Source organism: Caulobacter sp. SRI_014, assembly GCF_057586315.1.
In genome coordinates, this window is sequence record NZ_JBYCZQ010000005.1 from 188,835 (window position 1) to 203,462 (window position 14,628).

Annotated in this window: 13 protein-coding genes; 8 read left to right on the forward strand and 5 right to left on the reverse strand. The window is 68.4% G+C overall.

Going from position 1 to position 14,628, the window contains the following annotated elements; translation table 11 throughout:
• Positions 1 to 38 precede the first annotated feature (38 nt).
• A complete protein-coding gene (locus tag AC2YG9_RS13585; protein WP_487298506.1) occupies positions 39 to 2,084 on the reverse strand; it encodes a hybrid sensor histidine kinase/response regulator in 2,046 nt (681 codons plus the stop codon).
• Between the two features lie 184 nt (positions 2,085 to 2,268).
• On the opposite strand from AC2YG9_RS13585, the gene AC2YG9_RS13590 reads away from it, so the two are divergent.
• From AC2YG9_RS13590 to AC2YG9_RS13615, 6 genes are all read left to right on the forward strand, one after another.
• Positions 2,269 to 2,589, forward strand: coding sequence for an ArsR/SmtB family transcription factor (locus AC2YG9_RS13590; protein WP_487298507.1), 321 nt, complete (start codon positions 2,269 to 2,271; stop codon positions 2,587 to 2,589).
• A complete protein-coding gene (locus tag AC2YG9_RS13595) occupies positions 2,590 to 3,051 on the forward strand; it encodes an SRPBCC family protein (protein ID WP_487298508.1) in 462 nt (153 codons plus the stop codon).
• 306 nt (positions 3,052 to 3,357) lie between these two features.
• On the forward strand, positions 3,358 to 4,725 hold the full coding sequence (radA, locus tag AC2YG9_RS13600; protein WP_271068409.1) for a DNA repair protein RadA: 1,368 nt from the start codon (positions 3,358 to 3,360) through the stop codon (positions 4,723 to 4,725).
• A complete protein-coding gene (locus AC2YG9_RS13605; protein ID WP_487298509.1) occupies positions 4,722 to 5,309 on the forward strand; it encodes a CvpA family protein in 588 nt (195 codons plus the stop codon). Before radA ends, AC2YG9_RS13605 begins: the two co-directional genes overlap by 4 nt.
• Positions 5,306 to 6,793, forward strand: a complete 1,488-nt coding sequence (gene purF, locus AC2YG9_RS13610) for an amidophosphoribosyltransferase (protein WP_487298510.1) — start codon at positions 5,306 to 5,308, stop codon at positions 6,791 to 6,793. Before AC2YG9_RS13605 ends, purF begins: the two co-directional genes overlap by 4 nt.
• Before the next feature lie 90 nt (positions 6,794 to 6,883).
• Positions 6,884 to 8,368: a sensor histidine kinase gene (locus AC2YG9_RS13615; protein WP_487298511.1), complete on the forward strand. Its 1,485-nt coding sequence runs from the start codon at positions 6,884 to 6,886 to the stop codon at positions 8,366 to 8,368.
• Between the two features lie 10 nt (positions 8,369 to 8,378).
• On the opposite strand, the gene AC2YG9_RS13620 is transcribed toward AC2YG9_RS13615, so the two are convergent.
• Positions 8,379 to 8,780: a response regulator gene (locus AC2YG9_RS13620; RefSeq protein WP_487298512.1), complete on the reverse strand. Its 402-nt coding sequence runs from the start codon at positions 8,778 to 8,780 to the stop codon at positions 8,379 to 8,381.
• Positions 8,781 to 8,908: 128 nt separating this feature from the next.
• On the opposite strand from AC2YG9_RS13620, the gene AC2YG9_RS13625 reads away from it, so the two are divergent.
• Together AC2YG9_RS13625 and AC2YG9_RS13630 are read left to right on the forward strand one after the other, a co-directional pair.
• The gene (locus AC2YG9_RS13625) at positions 8,909 to 9,871 is read left to right on the forward strand and encodes a bile acid:sodium symporter family protein (protein ID WP_487298513.1); all 963 of its coding nucleotides are present in this window, start codon (positions 8,909 to 8,911) and stop codon (positions 9,869 to 9,871) included.
• Positions 9,872 to 9,902: 31 nt separating this feature from the next.
• Complete coding sequence (locus AC2YG9_RS13630; RefSeq protein WP_487298514.1) at positions 9,903 to 10,622, forward strand: SDR family NAD(P)-dependent oxidoreductase; 720 nt, start codon at positions 9,903 to 9,905, stop codon at positions 10,620 to 10,622.
• Positions 10,623 to 10,692: 70 nt separating this feature from the next.
• On the opposite strand, the gene der is transcribed toward AC2YG9_RS13630, so the two are convergent.
• The 3 genes from der to AC2YG9_RS13645 form a co-directional block, all read right to left on the reverse strand.
• Positions 10,693 to 12,240 (reverse strand): ribosome biogenesis GTPase Der, encoded by a 1,548-nt coding sequence (gene der, locus AC2YG9_RS13635; protein WP_487298515.1) that lies wholly within the window; start codon positions 12,238 to 12,240, stop codon positions 10,693 to 10,695.
• Between the two features lie 123 nt (positions 12,241 to 12,363).
• Positions 12,364 to 13,722 carry a PQQ-like beta-propeller repeat protein gene (locus AC2YG9_RS13640; RefSeq protein WP_487298516.1) on the reverse strand — a complete coding sequence of 453 codons (1,359 nt, stop codon included), beginning with the start codon at positions 13,720 to 13,722 and terminating at the stop codon, positions 12,364 to 12,366.
• Between the two features lie 122 nt (positions 13,723 to 13,844).
• On the reverse strand, positions 13,845 to 14,603 hold the full coding sequence (locus tag AC2YG9_RS13645) for a tetratricopeptide repeat protein (protein ID WP_487298517.1): 759 nt from the start codon (positions 14,601 to 14,603) through the stop codon (positions 13,845 to 13,847).
• Between the last annotated feature and the right edge of the window lie 25 nt (positions 14,604 to 14,628).

The window sequence follows — 14,628 nt, forward strand, 5'->3', positions numbered from 1 at the left end:
GGCAGGCTAGCGCAGGAATGCGATTGAGAGAACAGCGTTCAGGCCGCGCGGGCCGAGAACACGTCGGTCAGGGCGGCGAACAGGGTCGCGGCGGTGATCGGCTTGTCGAGGTGGCGGTCGGCGCCGGCGGCCAGGCTGGCCGAGACGTGTTCGGGCAGGGCGTTGGCGGTCAGCATGATGATCGGCAGCCGGCCAGTGTTGGCCGCCTGGCCGGAGGCTTCCCGGGCGCGCTGGTGGCGGATGGCGGTCAGGCCGTCCATGACCGGCATCTGCATGTCCATCAGCACCAGATCGAAGCTGTCGGCGGCGAGGGCGTCGAGCGCCTCCTGGCCGTTCTCGACACAGGCGACGTCGGCGGAGCCGGCCAGCATCAGTTCCAGCACCCGGCGGTTGGTCGGGTGGTCGTCGGCGACCAGGATGCGCATCTGCGGCGGGGCGACGGCCTCGTTGTCCTGGGCGGTCGGCGCGTCGATGTCCTCGACCTGCGGCAGGGGCAGCTCGAACCAGAAGGTCGCCCCCTGCCCCGGCCGGCCCTGGCAATCGAGATGGCCGCCCATCAGCGACGCCAGTTCGCGGGAGATGGCCAGCCCAAGACCCGTGCCGCCGTACTTGCGGGTGATGGTGTTGTCGGCCTGCTGGAAGCGGCCAAAGATGCGCTCGCGGGTGGCCTCGTCGAAGCCCTCGCCCGTGTCGCGCACCTCGAAGCGGACGCGGCCCTCGGCGCAGCGGTAGCCGGTGACGGTAACCTCGCCGGCCTCGGTGAACTTGACGGCGTTGCTGACTAGGTTGGTCAGGATCTGGCGCACCCGGACCATATCGCCCTCGACGGCGACGTCGACCTCCGGCGATAGGTCGATGTTGAGGGCGACGCCCTTCTCGCGGGCCTTCAACTCACCGAGCGCCGCCGTGGCGCGGACCATGTCGCCCAGATGGAAGGGGGCGGTCTCAAGGGTGATCTGGCCGCTCTCGATGCGGGCCTGGTCGAGGATGTCGCTGAGCAGGCGCTCCAGCGTCTCGCCCGAGGCGCTGATGATGCCGACCATGTCCTTGACCCGGGGATCGAGGACTTCGCGCTGCAGGATGTCGGCGATGGCGACGATGCCGTTCAGGGGCGTCCTGATCTCGTGGCTCATGTTGGCCAGGAAGACACTCTTGGACAGCGCCGCCTCTTCGGCGGCGGCCAGGGCGGTGTGCAGCGCCTGGCGAATCTCGATGCGGTCGGTGACGTCCTCGCCGACGGTGACGATGTGGCGGGCGCCGTCCTCGCCGTAGGTGGCGACCTTCTTGGTGGTGAAGATGCGTTTGCCGCGCGCCGCCGTGGTGACGGTCTCTTCCTCGACGGCGGTCATCTGGCCCGAGGCGATGACCGCCTGGTCCTCATCGGAGAAGGCCTTGGCCTCCTCGGGCGGGAACAGCTCATGGACATTGCGGCCAAGCAGCGCCTCGGCCTGGACGCCCAGCATCTCCTCGGCGGCGCGGTTGACCAGCACATAGCGGCCGTCGCGGGCGTCTTTCACCATCAGGATGGCGGGCAGCATCTGGACGATGGCGTCGAAGAATTCCTCGCGGGCAATGGCCTCGTCGCGGGCTTTGGCCAGGGAGGCGATGACCGCCTCGGCCTCGCGGGTCTCCTCGGCCTGCTGGCGCAGGGCGTCGGTCATGTCGCCCGAGCCGTCGAGCGGAGAGACGTTGGCCGCATCAAGGCCCGAGGCCAGCTGTTCCTCGCAGGCCGCCTGGGCGGTCAGGAACAGGACCCGGCCGTCCGGCTGCATCGAGATCGCCCCGCGCAGCTTGAGGCCCGGGTCGGCGCGCGAATGCAGCACCACCGGGGTCCGGTCCAGGGCTGTCAGGTCGGCAAAGGCGGCGACCGGGCCGGCGGCCTCGACAATGAAGGTCTCGGTCAGCGATGCGCCGTCGATGCGCGGCGCCAGAACCAGCAGGCGCGGGGCCGGGCCGTGGATCGTCAGGTCCTCGCGAACCTCGAAGCGGCAGGGAAACAGGAAATCGAGAGTCGCGGAGTCAAAGGCGCAGCCGCTTGATGCGGGCCCCTCCGCGTCCACGGAGCCTGGGTTCAGGCTGTCCATTCTGGAGACCCCCAACACAGTCGGAAGTTGATACCGCCATCACTTAAGAAACAGTGTTCGCGGGCGCGGCGGGTGGTCGTGGAGCCTTTGCCGATAAGGGGTTGCGTCGCCCGGCGTGTCGATGAGCCGGCTTACCGGAAATCGGTCGGGTTGACTTGTTGTAAGTATATACTTACCGTAAGTTATGGCTTACGCAAAAGCATTTGCCGCCCTGGCCGATCCGACCCGGCAGGCGATCTTCGAGCGGTTGAAGGACGGTCCAGCAGCCGTCGGCCGGCTGGCGGAGGGCTTGCCGGTCAGCCGCCCGGCTGTGTCGCAGCATCTCAAGGTGCTGGGCGAAGCCGGGCTGGTGGCGCACCGCAGCGAGGGCACGCGCAACGTCTATTACGTCGATCCCAGGGGGCTGGGCGTCCTGCGCGCATGGCTGGACCAGTTCTGGGATCGCTCGCTAGCCGCCTTCGCGGCCGAGGTCGAAGCGGACAATCAGAAGAAGACGGAGGGGTAGATGACGACGATCAAGGTGGCGCCGGTGAGGAAGACCGTGCGGGTGGCGACAGGTCCGGCGCGGGCGTTCGAGCTGTTCACGGCCGGGATGAAGCGCTGGTGGCCGGAGGGCCATTCGCTGCTCGGCGAGCCGGTGGCGGCGATCGTGGTCGAGCCGCAGACCGGCGGGCGCTGGTTCGAGCGTAGCGAGAGCGGCAAGGAGTATGAGTGGGGCAAGGTGCTGAGCTGGGATCCGCCGGAGCGGGTTCTGCTGGCCTGGCAGCTGAACACCGAGTGGCAGTACGACGCCGATCTGCTGACCGAGCTGGAGATCCGGTTTGTGGCGGATGGCGACGGGACCGTGGTGGAGTTGGAACACCGGTTGGACGGCTATGGCGCGGCGGCCGAACAGATGAAGGCGGCGCTGGACGGACCGGACGCCTGGGAAGGTATCCTGAACGGCTATGCGGCGGTCGTGGGGTAGGCCTTTCAGAAGGCCAGGATCGGATAAGCCGCCGTGAGTGTCCCTTCTCCCCTCGCGGGAGAAGGTGGCGCGAAGCGCCGGATGAGGGGGCCCCGGAAAAGTTCAGCGGCAATGAGGCGGTTGGGCCGGGATGTATCAAAACCGGTGAGCCCCCTCACCCGACCCCTTTGGGGCCACCCTCTCCCGCGAGGGGAGAGGGAAGACCAGAGGCGAAACCTTCATTTGAACAAAACAGGAACATCAGCTACCTTCGGGACCCACGGCGCAGGACGCGCTATCCTTCCATCATCCCGAATCGGAAACGCCATGGCCCGCGACGGCGCCCTTTATGTCTGCCAGTCCTGCGGTGGCGTTTCGCCCAAATGGCAGGGGCAGTGTCCGGCCTGCGGGACCTGGAACAGCCTGGTCGAGGAACTGACCAGCAAGCTGCCCGGCGCCCTCGCCCCGTCCAAGAGCGCCCGGCGTGGGGGCCTGGTCTTCGAGGGGCTGGAGAGCGACACCCCCTCTCCGCCGCGCATCATCACCGGGGTCGATGAGTTCGACCGGGTCTGCGGCGGCGGCGTGGTGCCGGGATCGGCCATCCTGGTCGGGGGCGACCCGGGCGTGGGGAAGTCGACCCTGCTGCTGCAGGTCGTGGCCCAGGCGTCCCTGAGGGGCGCGCGGTGCGCCTACATCAGCGGTGAAGAGGCGGTCGAACAGGTGCGCGGGCGGGCCGGACGGATGGGGCTGGCCCAGGCGCCGGTCAAGCTGGCGGCGGAGACCTCGCTGCGCGACATCCTCGAGGGGCTGAAGAAGGAGCCCTTCGACCTGGTCGTCATCGATTCCATCCAGACCATGTGGTCCGACGCCCATGAGGCCGGCCCGGGGTCGGTGACCCAGGTCCGCTCCTGCGCCCAGGAACTGGTGCGCTTCGCCAAGAAGAAGGGGGTGGCCGTCATCCTCGTCGGCCACGTCACCAAGGACGGCCAGATCGCCGGGCCGCGCGTGGTCGAGCATCTGGTCGACGCCGTGCTGAGCTTCGAGGGCGAGCGGGGCTATCCGTTCCGGGTGCTGCGCGGGGCCAAGAACCGCTTCGGGGCTACCGACGAGATCGGTGTGTTCGAGATGGGCGACATCGGCCTCTCCGAGGTCAAGAATCCCTCGGCCCTGTTCCTGCACGACGGGGCCGAGCGCTCGGCCGGCGCGGCGGTGTTCGCCGGCATCGAGGGCAGCCGGCCGGTGCTGGTCGAATTCCAGGCCCTGGTGGCCCCCAGCTCGGGCGGCAACCCGCGTCGCGCCGTGGTCGGATGGGATTCCGGACGGCTGGCCATGGTGCTGGCCGTACTTGAGTCGCGATGCGGCCTTGGTTTTGGCAACCGGGACGTCTATCTGAACGTCGCCGGGGGGCTGAGGATCAGCGAACCGGCGGCCGACCTGGCCGCGGCCGCGGCCTTGGCCTCCTCCGCACTGGATGAACCCCTGCCGCAGGACTGCGTGGTGTTTGGCGAAATCAGCCTTTCCGGCGACGTGAGGCCCGTGGGCCGCATGGAATCGCGCCTGAAGGAAGCGGCCAAGCTCGGCTTTGGCCGCGCGCTCGCGCCGAACGGCGCCGGCGACTCGCTGCCCGTCACCGGCGTCTCGCGCCTGGCCGAAGCCATCGACCGCATCGGCCAGCAGAGGTGGACCACCCCTTGACCCTTTTCGACGTCCTTGCCGGCCTGCTGCTGATCATCAGCGCCCTCACCGCCTTCATGCGCGGGGCCACCAAGGAACTGACGGGGATGTTGGCGTTCGTCATCGCCGCCCTGATCGCCATCCTCTGCCTGAAGTTCACCGCCCCGGTGCTGCGCGGCATGATGAGCCCCGACTGGGCGGCCGTGACCGCCGCCCTGCTGATCGTCTTCGTCATCGTCTTCCTGCTGCTCAAGATCGTCGCCAGCCAGATCACCAGCCGGGTGCAGAACGCCGGCGCGCTGGGCACGGTCGACCGCCTGATCGGCGCCTGTTTCGGCCTGATCCGGGCTCTGGTGATCCTGGGCGCCTTCACCCTGCTGGTACAGCTGGCCGGGGCCGAGACCGGCCCGCCCAAATGGGTGTCGGAAGCCAGGCTCTATCCGCTGACCTCGGCGGCCGGAAAGGTGCTGAAAGCCTTCGCACCCAGCGCCTTCGCGGCGGCCGGCAAGGTTGCCCCGGCGGTTAAGGATGCGGTCCGCGACGGAGCGGGCTATAGCGACGCCGAACGCAAGGCGATGGACGACGCCGTGGAGAAAGCCCGATGACCCACCAGACCGTCTGGAACCCCGCCGACCACCGCGATCCCGACGACGATCAGCTGCGCCTCGAATGCGGGGTGTTCGGCGTCTATGGCGTGGCGGAGGCCTCAGCCGTCGCGGCGCTCGGCCTGCACGCCCTGCAGCACCGAGGCCAGGAAGCCTGCGGCATCGCCACCTTCGACGGGGCGCGGTTCTACACCGAGCGGCACGTCGGCCGGGTCGGCGACGCCTTTACCGGCCAGGACCTGGTCGAGCGGCTGCCTGGAAAGAGCGCCATCGGCCATACGCGGTACTCGACGGCGGGCGGCAGCGCCTTTCGCAATGTGCAGCCGATGTTCGCCGATCTGGAGGCCGGCGGCGTCGCCCTGGCCCACAACGGCAACCTGACCAACTTCCACACCCTGCGCGACCGGCTCGTCAGCGACGGGGCCATTTTCCAGTCGACCAGCGACAGTGAGGTCATCCTCCACCTGCTGGCGCGCAGCCGAAAGGCGCGCTTCGTCGACCGCTTCATCGACGCCATCAGCCAGATCGAGGGCGGCTACGCCCTGATCGCCCTGACCAACAAGAAGCTGATCGGGGTGCGCGATCCGCTGGGCATCCGCCCCCTGGTGCTCGGCGACCTGGCCGGCAAGCCGGTGCTGGCGTCCGAGACCTGCGCCCTGGACATGATCGGCGCCCGCTTCGTGCGCGACATCCAGCACGGCGAGATGGTTATTATCGACGACACCGGCATCGAGAGCCTGCGCCCCTTCCCGGCCCTGCGCGCCCGGCCCTGCGTCTTCGAACTGGTCTACTTCGCCCGCCCCGACAGCGTTGTCGATGGCCGCTCGGTCTATGACGTCCGCAAGAAGATGGGCGCGCGCCTGGCCATCGAAAGCGGCCCCGAGGCCGATGTGGTCGTGCCGGTGCCCGACAGCGGCGTGCCGGCGGCCATCGGCTATGCGCAACAGAGCGGCGTGCCCTTCGAGATGGGCATCATCCGCAACCACTATGTGGGCCGGACCTTCATCCAGCCGACGCAAGGCGTGCGCGAACTGGGCGTGCGCATGAAGCACAGCCCCAACCGCGCCGTCCTCGAGGGCAAGCGGGTGGTGCTGATCGACGACTCCATCGTGCGCGGCACCACCAGCCGCAAGATCGTCCGCATGGTCCGCGAGGCCGGGGCGAAAGAGGTGCACCTGCGCAGCGCCTCGCCGCCGATTAAATGGCCGGACTTCTACGGCATCGACATGCCCGAGCGGGACAAGCTGCTGGCCGCGACCCAGTCGCTGGAGGAGATGGCCCGGTTCCTCGAGGTGGATTCGCTGGGGTTCCTGAGTGTCGAGGGCCTGTATGAAGCGCTCGGCGTCGGCCCGCGTGACCCGGCCAACCCGCAGTTCACCGACCACTATTTCACCGGCGACTACCCCACCCGCCTGACCGACCGTGAACTGGCCCAGGCCGATGCGGACGGCGGCCGGCAGTTGAGTTTCCTCGTCAGCGCCTGACTCACCGAAGTTCCATTCGGGAACTTTCGCAGGCAACCATGACCGGCCCGGGGTATTATTTGGGGTCGAGAGGACGCGTTTTGAGGCCGCATGATCGATGACCAGCAGGAAGTCCGCCGCCTCAAGGCGCTTGAGAGCTATCGGATTCTGGACACCGGACCGGAAGAGACCTTCGATGATCTGACCGCGCTGGCCGCGCAGGTCTGCGAGGCGCCGGTCGCCCTGATCAGCCTCGTCGACAAGGATCGTCAGTGGTTCAAGTCGGCCTGCGGCTTCAATGAGAACCAGACGCCGCGCGACATCTCCGTCTGCGACCACGCCATCGCCCAGGACGAGCCGCTCTATCAGGTGCCCGACATGGGCGAGGACCCACGCTTCGGCGATGGCCCCTTGGTCAATGGTCCCGAGCACTTCCGGTTCTACGCCGGCGCGCTGTTGCGCACCCCGGACGGTGAGGCGCTGGGGACCTTGTGCGTGCTGGACCGCGAACCGCGCCCGGGCGGCCTGACGGTCAGCCAGAGCAGGGCTTTGCAGGCGTTGGCGCGGCAGGTGATGAGTCTGCTGGACCTGCGCCAGGCCCTGGCCTGGCGGGAAGAGCGCGAGACGCAATTCCGGGCCCTGGCCGACAGCATGCCCCAGATGGTCTGGTCGACGCGGCCGGACGGGCACCATGACTACTACAATGCCCGCTGGTACGAGTTCACCGGCGTGCCGGCGGGGTCCACGGACGGCGAAGGCTGGAACGGCATGTTCCATCCCGACGACCAGGAGCGGGCCTGGTCCCGCTGGCGCGAGGCGCTGAGCACCGGCGAGCCCTACGAGATCGAATACCGCCTGCGGCACCACAGCGGCGAGTACCGCTGGACCTTGGGCCGGGCCCGGGCCGTGCGCGATGCGGCGGGCCAGATCACCCGCTGGTTCGGAACCTGCACCGACATCCACGATCACAAGCGCATGGCCGAGCAGGAGACCCTGCTCAGCCGCGAGCTTTCGCACCGGATCAAGAATATCTTCTCGGTGATCTCGGGCCTGGTCGCCCTGTCGGCCCGGCGGTTTCCGGAGGCGGCGGGGTTCGCCAAGGACCTGCGCGAGCGCATCGTGTCGCTGGGCCGGGCTCATGACTTCGTGCGGCCGCACGCCATGGCCGGCGAGGGACCGCGCCTGACCCAGCTGTCCGAGCTGCTGGCCGAGCTGCTGCGCCCCTATCTGACCGAGGATCCGGACCGCGTCAGCATCATCGGCGACGCGGCCACCATCGACGACCAGGCCGCGACGCCCCTGGCGCTGATCTTCCACGAACTGGCGACCAACGCCGCCAAGTACGGCGGCTTCTCGAAGCCCGAGGGCCGGGTGACCATCACCTGCAAGCGGGGCAAGCGCGACCTGGTAGTGGAATGGGCCGAGAGCGGCGGGCCGAAGATCAAGGGCGCGGCGACCAGCGAGGGCTTCGGCTCGACCCTGTCCAAGCTCAGCGTCGAGACGCAGTTGGGCGGCAAGCTGACCCGCGACTGGCGGCCCGACGGGCTGGTGGTGACACTGGAGCTGCCGCTGGCGAGCCTGAACCGGGCCGACTAAGCCGCCGGCTCTAGTGGAACAGCTGCAGGGCCGGCGGCGGGGGCAGCAGGTTCTCGTGACGGCTCAGCGCGTAATCAAGGGCCCGCACCACGGAGTTCTCGTCGCTGGGCTTGGTCAGCAGGCCGATGACGCCGGCCGGACGCTCATGAGGCGGCAGCGGGTGGGCCGTGAGGTAGATGACCTTGGCGTCGCGGTCGCGGGCGAGCTCGGCGCCGAGGCCGACGCCCGTGCGGCCGTCGCGCAGGTTCACATCCACCAGCGCCAGGTCGATCGGTTTTTGGGCCGCCAGCGCCCGCGCCGTCGCGGCGTCCTGGGCGATGCCGACGACTTCGAAGCCACGCTCGCTCAGCACGGCTTCCAGTTCCATGGCGGTGAGGATTTCATCCTCGACAATCAACACTCGGGCTGTCATCGCGACCGTATCTAACTCCTTCGACCCGGCTAACGCCCCAATTCGATTCAGGTTTCCGTTTTCCGTCAGGTTTCCGACAGAACATCGGTTGGCGACATCAAGGACACACCAGCGCCCGTGAACAGCCGATGAAAGCCCTGCGCCTCGATCCCTACATGATCGCCCTGCTGGCCGTGGTCGTGCTGGCCTCGCTGCTGCCGGCGCGCGGCGTCGCGGCGGACGTGCTGTCGCCGGTCACCAAAGGCGTCGTCGGCCTGCTGTTCTTCCTGCACGGGGCCAAGCTGTCGCGTGAAGCGGTGATCGCCGGGATCACCCACTGGCGGCTGCATCTGGCTGTGCTGGGCGTCAGCTTCGTGCTCTTCCCGCTGCTGGGCTTGGCCATGGGACTGATCCCGGCCTCAATCCTGCCGACGCCGCTGGCGCTGGGCTTGCTGTTCCTCTGCTGCCTGCCCTCGACGGTGCAGTCCTCCATCGCCTTTACGGCCCTGGCGCGGGGCAATGTCGCCGCCGCTGTCTGCGCCGCCTCGGCGTCCAACCTGCTGGGTATGGCGGTGACGCCGATGCTGGTCGGCCTGACCATGCATGCCGAGGGTTCCGGCCCCGGCTGGGACGCCGCCGCCGACATCGCCCTGCAGCTGCTCGCCCCCTTCATCGCCGGCCAGCTGTTGCGCACCTGGGTCGCGCCCGTGCTCGAGCGCCACAAGCAGCTGGTCAGCTACGTCGACCGGGGCTCGATCCTGCTCGTGGTCTACGCCGCCTTCAGCCATGCCGTGGTCGAGGGCGTCTGGACGCGGGTGTCCGCGCCGGAGCTGATCGTCGTCACCCTGCTTTGCGCCGCCCTGCTGGCCCTGGTGCTGGGCCTGTCGACGGCGCTGGGCCGGCTGCTCGGCTTCAGCATAGAGGACCGCATCGTCTTGACCTTCTGCGGCTCCAAGAAAAGCCTGGTGACCGGGGCGCCGATGGCCGCCATCCTGTTCGCGCCGGCCGTGGCCGGGGTGATGATCGTGCCGTTGATGATCTTCCACCAGCTGCAGCTTCTGGCCTGCGCCTGGCTGGCGCGGCGGTACGGCGAACGCCCGGAAGAGGCGTGACTCGGCGGCCAAATCCGCTAGACAGCCGCCCATGACTCTTCCCCTCCAGGACAAGATCGCGCTGGTCACCGGCGCCACCCGCGGCATCGGCCAGGCGGCCGCCATCGCACTTGCGGAGGCCGGCGCCCATGTCATCGCGCTCGGCCGCACCCAGGGCGCTCTGGAAGCCCTGGACGACGCTATCTTCGCCAGCACCGGCCAGCACGCGACCCTTGTGCCCATCGACCTGCGCAAGCCGGAAGACCTCGACCCTCTCGGCGGCCATCTGTTCGAGCGCTTCGGCCGGCTGGACATCGTCGTCCATGCCGCCGGGGTGCTGGGCGGCCTGTCGCCGACCGGCCATGTCGAGCCCAAGAAGTGGGACGAGACCATCACCGTCAACCTGACCGCCACCTGGCGGCTGATCCGGTCCTTCGAGCCGCTGCTGAAGGGTTCCGAGATGGGCCGGGCGATCTTTGTGACCACCGGCCGCACCATCCGCCCCAAGGCCTTCTGGGCCCCCTACGCGGCCAGCAAGGCCGGTATGGAGGCGCTGGTCCGCTGCTGGGCCGACGAGCTGGAGACGACACCAATCCGCGCCGTCATCCTGGATCCCGGCGCGGTGCGCACTCGCATGCGGGCCGAGGCCTATCCGGGCGAAGACCCGCTGGACCTGCCCGAGCCGGCGCAGCTGGGCCCGCTGTTCGTGGAACTGGCGCAGCAGGTCGACCTGCCGGGCATGCCGGAGACGGTCTTCTTCAAGGCCGACTGACGCCCCCTCCACCACCCGCTACGCGGGCGGTCCCCCTCCCCCGCCGCGCCGACGGCGCGCCAAGGGAGGATTACTTCGTCCGGTTCGGGGTGCCGCCCCGCGAGCGGATCACCGGCTTGGCCGCGCCCGTGTTGGCCGCTTCCTTGGCCTGGCGCTTGGCCTTGTTGGCCCGCTTCACCCGCGCCTGCTTGGCTTCCTTGGCGTTCTCGCTGACGCCCAGCTTCTTGGGCTTGGGTTGCGGGCCGCGCCGGGTGCCCGAACCCATCGGCCGCTTGTCGCCATCGGCATCGGCATAGGGGTTGGCCCCCGACTTGATGGTGATGCGGATCGGCACGCCGGGCAGATCGAAGCTCTCGCGGATCGAGTTGATCAGATAGCGCCGGTAGTGCTCGGGCATCTGGCTGGCGCGGCTGGAGAACATCACGAAGGTCGGCGGGCGAGCCTTGGTCTGGGCCACATACTTGGGCTTGATCCGCTTGCCGTTGACGGCGGGCGGCGGGTGACGCTGGATGGCCATGGCCAGCCAGTCGTTGAGGTCGCGGGTTTTCACCTTGGTCGACCAGTTGGTGTAGGTCTTGATCACCGCCGGCATCAGCTTGTCGAGGCCGTAGCCCGTCTCCGCCGACAGGGCCACGACCGGGGCGCCGCGCACCTGGGGCAGCATGCGCTCGGCGTGTTCCTTGAAGTCCTTCAGGGTCTGGGCCTGATCCTCGACCAGGTCCCACTTGGCCAGCACGAAGACCAGGCTGCGGCCTTCCCGCTCGACCAGGTCGGCCAGCTGCAGGTCCTGCACCTCAAAGGGGTGGGTGGCGTCCATGACCAGGAGGACGACCTCGGCATAGACGATGGTGCGGATGCTGTCGGACACCGACAGCTGTTCCAGCTTCTCTTGGATCTTGGCCTTCTTGCGCAGGCCGGCGGTGTCGACCAGCCGGACCTTCTTGCCCTCCCACTCCCATTCCACCGAGATGGAGTCGCGGGTGATGCCGGCCTCGGGGCCGGTCAGCATGCGGTCCTCGCCGATCAGGGCGTTGACCAGGGTCGACTTGCCGGCGTTGGGACGGCCGACGATGGCCAGGCGGACGGGCTTGTCGCCCTCGTCGTCGGCTTCATCGTCCTGATGCTCGGGGGCGATGTTGACCAGCGCCGCATAAAGGTCGGCCATGCCTTCGCCGTGCTCACCGGAAATCGGGATCGGCTCACCGAAGCCGAGCGTCCAGGCTTCGGCGATGCCCGGGTCGCCCTGCTTGCCCTCGGCCTTGTTGGCGCCGAGCAGGACCGGCTTGTCGCGCTTGCGCAGGATCTCGGCGAACACCTCGTCCAGCGGGGTGATGCCTTCGCGGGCGTCGATCAGGAACAGGCAGACATCGGCTTCGTCGATGGCCAGTTCGGTCTGGCGGCGCATGCGCGCTTCCAGGGTGTCGTCGTCGACATCCTCGAAGCCGGCGGTGTCGACCAGGCTGAGGTTCATGTCGCCGATGTTGCCGCTGGCGAAGCGGCGGTCGCGGGTCACGCCGGGGCGGTCATCGACGATGGCGAGCTTCTTGCCCGCCAGCCGGTTGAACAGCGTGGATTTGCCGACGTTGGGTCGGCCGACGATCGCGAGTTTCAGGGCCATGGCGGTTAGTGGGCCTTCCGGAACGACAGCAAGTCAATCCGGTGGTCGGACGGGCTGGTTCAAAATGCAAAGAGGCGGCGGCTCTTCGCAGAACCGCCGCCAAATTACAAGTTTTCCGTGACCCTAGCGGATGGCGACCAGCTCGGCCTTGTCGGTGACGACATAGACCGTGCCGTTGACCGCGATCGGGGTGATCAGGGCCGGGCCGCCGAGCTTGATGGTCTTGGTGACCTCGCCGGTCTTGGGGTTCAGGGCCAAGGCGCGGCCATCGCTGGAGACAACGACCAGCTTGTCCGAAGCCAGGACCGGACCGAAGAACAGGTTACGGTCCTTGGTTTTCTTGATCCCCTCGTTGAGGTCCTTGATCCAGTGCACCTTGCCGCTCTCACGCGAGACGCAGAGCACCTCGCCGGCGCGGCTGATGATGTAGACCACGTCGCCGGCGGGCCAGGGGGTGGTGATCGAGGAGACCGGCACCGACCAGCGGGGCTGACCCGAGCGCAGGTCGATAGCGGCGAAGACGCCCGAATGGCTGGCGGCGAAGACGTCGCCCTTGAAGACCACCGGCCGGCCGGCCACGTCGCGGATTTCCGACAGGGCGTTGGTGCGGCTGGCGCGCGACAGGGCGTTGTTCCACAGGTCGTTGCCATTGCCGGCGCGCATGGCGACCAGCTCGCCCGAGGCGAAGGCGGCGACGATGACATCGCCCGCACCGGTCGGGCTGGAGGCGGACAGGATGCGGGCCGGCTCGACCAGGGCCTGGAAGTTCCAGGTCGGGTTGCCGGTGGCGGTGTCAAAGCTCAGGAGTTCGTTGTCGGTGCTGATGGCGAACACCTTGCCGGCGTGCACCGTCGGGGCGCCGTGGATCGGCGACTGTACATCCTGGCGCCAGCCGACCGCGCCGGTGTTGGCGTCCAGCTGGGCGACGAAGCGGAAGCCCGACGAGACGTAGACCTTGCCGTTCGAATAGGCGACGCCGCCGCCGAAGCCGACCTTGTCACGACGGTTGTCCGACTTCAGGCGCTGCTTCCACAGCTGGGCCCCGGTGTTGGCGTCGAGGGCGACCACGTCGGCCTCGGCGTCCATGACGAAGACCTTGCCGTCAGCCATGACCGGCGGGGCGGTGACGTGAACCTTGGCGTTGGAGCCCTTGCCGAAGCTGCGGCGCCAGGCGACCTCGAAATTCGGAGCCGCTTCGATGTTCTCGGTCACGGCATCGGCCGGGCCGCCGGGATTGGGCCAGTCGGCAACCGGGGCCGCGGGCGGCAGGAAGAAGTCCTGGCCGGCCAGTTCCTCGGCCACGACCACCTTCTCGTCGAAGGCGATGACCGAGATGCGCCGACCGTCGGAGGCTTCGTCCTTCACTTCCTTCGGCTTGAAGGGATTGATCCTGTCCACCGTGCCGGACACGGTCGAGCAGCCCGCGGCGGTCACCGCCAGGCCAAGGACGACGGCGGTCAGGAAGCCGCGACTTGCAATCATGGAAGAGCCTACCCGGGGCAGAAAGGATGAACGCGCAGGCTTGGCTGTCGCCGCCCCCGCGCCTTGGGAATCAAGCAGGGACACGGCGGATTTGAGGCAGGCCTCTGCGCCGCTCGCGTCCATTATTGCGGCGCTCCACCGGCTTCCGGCGGCAGTTGCAGGCCAGGCGGCAGCTGCATCTGGGACGGCGGCGGCAGGGTGGCGGCCAGCTTGGCCGCGTCGGCCATGGTCTTGGCGGCGCCGCTGTCGATCATCGCCACCGCCGCCTTGGCCCGCTCGCGCATGCCGTCGGAGGAGTCGAAGTTTTGTTGCAGAACGACAAACTCGCTGCGGGCTTCCTTGAACTTGCCGTCGCGCAGACGCAGGAAGGCCAGCGCCTCCTTGGCCTGCAGGCGGAAGGGCCGCTTGTCGCCGCTGAGGGCGGCGATGCGCTTTTCAACGTCGGCGGTCGGGGCCGTGTCGAGCAGGGCGTAGACGGCACGCAGCGATGCGAAGTCCTTGAGCATGGCGTTCGGGGCGCCCTTGGCGGCCTGGTCGAACAGCTTCACAGCCTCGTCGGTGGCGCCGGCTTCCTGGCGCATGCCGGCCTGGTTCAGCAGGGCCAGCGTCTTGTAGGCGCCGGTTCCCGATTTGGAGACTTCGCCGAACTTGGCGAAGGCGCCGGCCTCGTCGCGCTGCGCCAGGGCCTCGCCGGCCTTGGTCAGCGCCACCGAAGCCTTGGCGGCCTGCGAGTCCTGCCAGGCGACCCAGCCCCAGCCACCGCCAACAACAACGACCACCGTCGCGACCAGGGCGCCGACCCACGGCGCGGCCTTCTTGGCCAGGGCGAGATAACGCTCGGTGCGGAGCTGCTCCTCGACCTCTTCAAAAACATCGACCACGAACGAAAGACTCCGATGGGAGGGA

What these genes read in the sequence shown, in the direction of transcription:
- AC2YG9_RS13585 (WP_487298506.1), bottom strand. Translation starts at nt 2,084, where the DNA reads ATGGACAGCCTGAACCCAGGCTCCGTGGACGCGGAGGGGCCCGCATCA.
- AC2YG9_RS13590 (WP_487298507.1), top strand. Translation starts at nt 2,269, where the DNA reads ATGGCTTACGCAAAAGCATTTGCCGCCCTGGCCGATCCGACCCGGCAG.
- AC2YG9_RS13595 (WP_487298508.1), top strand. Translation starts at nt 2,590, where the DNA reads ATGACGACGATCAAGGTGGCGCCGGTGAGGAAGACCGTGCGGGTGGCG.
- radA (WP_271068409.1), top strand. Translation starts at nt 3,358, where the DNA reads ATGGCCCGCGACGGCGCCCTTTATGTCTGCCAGTCCTGCGGTGGCGTT.
- purF (WP_487298510.1), top strand. Translation starts at nt 5,306, where the DNA reads ATGACCCACCAGACCGTCTGGAACCCCGCCGACCACCGCGATCCCGAC.
- AC2YG9_RS13615 (WP_487298511.1), top strand. Translation starts at nt 6,884, where the DNA reads ATGATCGATGACCAGCAGGAAGTCCGCCGCCTCAAGGCGCTTGAGAGC.
- AC2YG9_RS13620 (WP_487298512.1), bottom strand. Translation starts at nt 8,780, where the DNA reads ATGACAGCCCGAGTGTTGATTGTCGAGGATGAAATCCTCACCGCCATG.
- AC2YG9_RS13625 (WP_487298513.1), top strand. Translation starts at nt 8,909, where the DNA reads ATGAAAGCCCTGCGCCTCGATCCCTACATGATCGCCCTGCTGGCCGTG.
- AC2YG9_RS13630 (WP_487298514.1), top strand. Translation starts at nt 9,903, where the DNA reads ATGACTCTTCCCCTCCAGGACAAGATCGCGCTGGTCACCGGCGCCACC.
- der (WP_487298515.1), bottom strand. Translation starts at nt 12,240, where the DNA reads ATGGCCCTGAAACTCGCGATCGTCGGCCGACCCAACGTCGGCAAATCC.
- AC2YG9_RS13640 (WP_487298516.1), bottom strand. Translation starts at nt 13,722, where the DNA reads ATGATTGCAAGTCGCGGCTTCCTGACCGCCGTCGTCCTTGGCCTGGCG.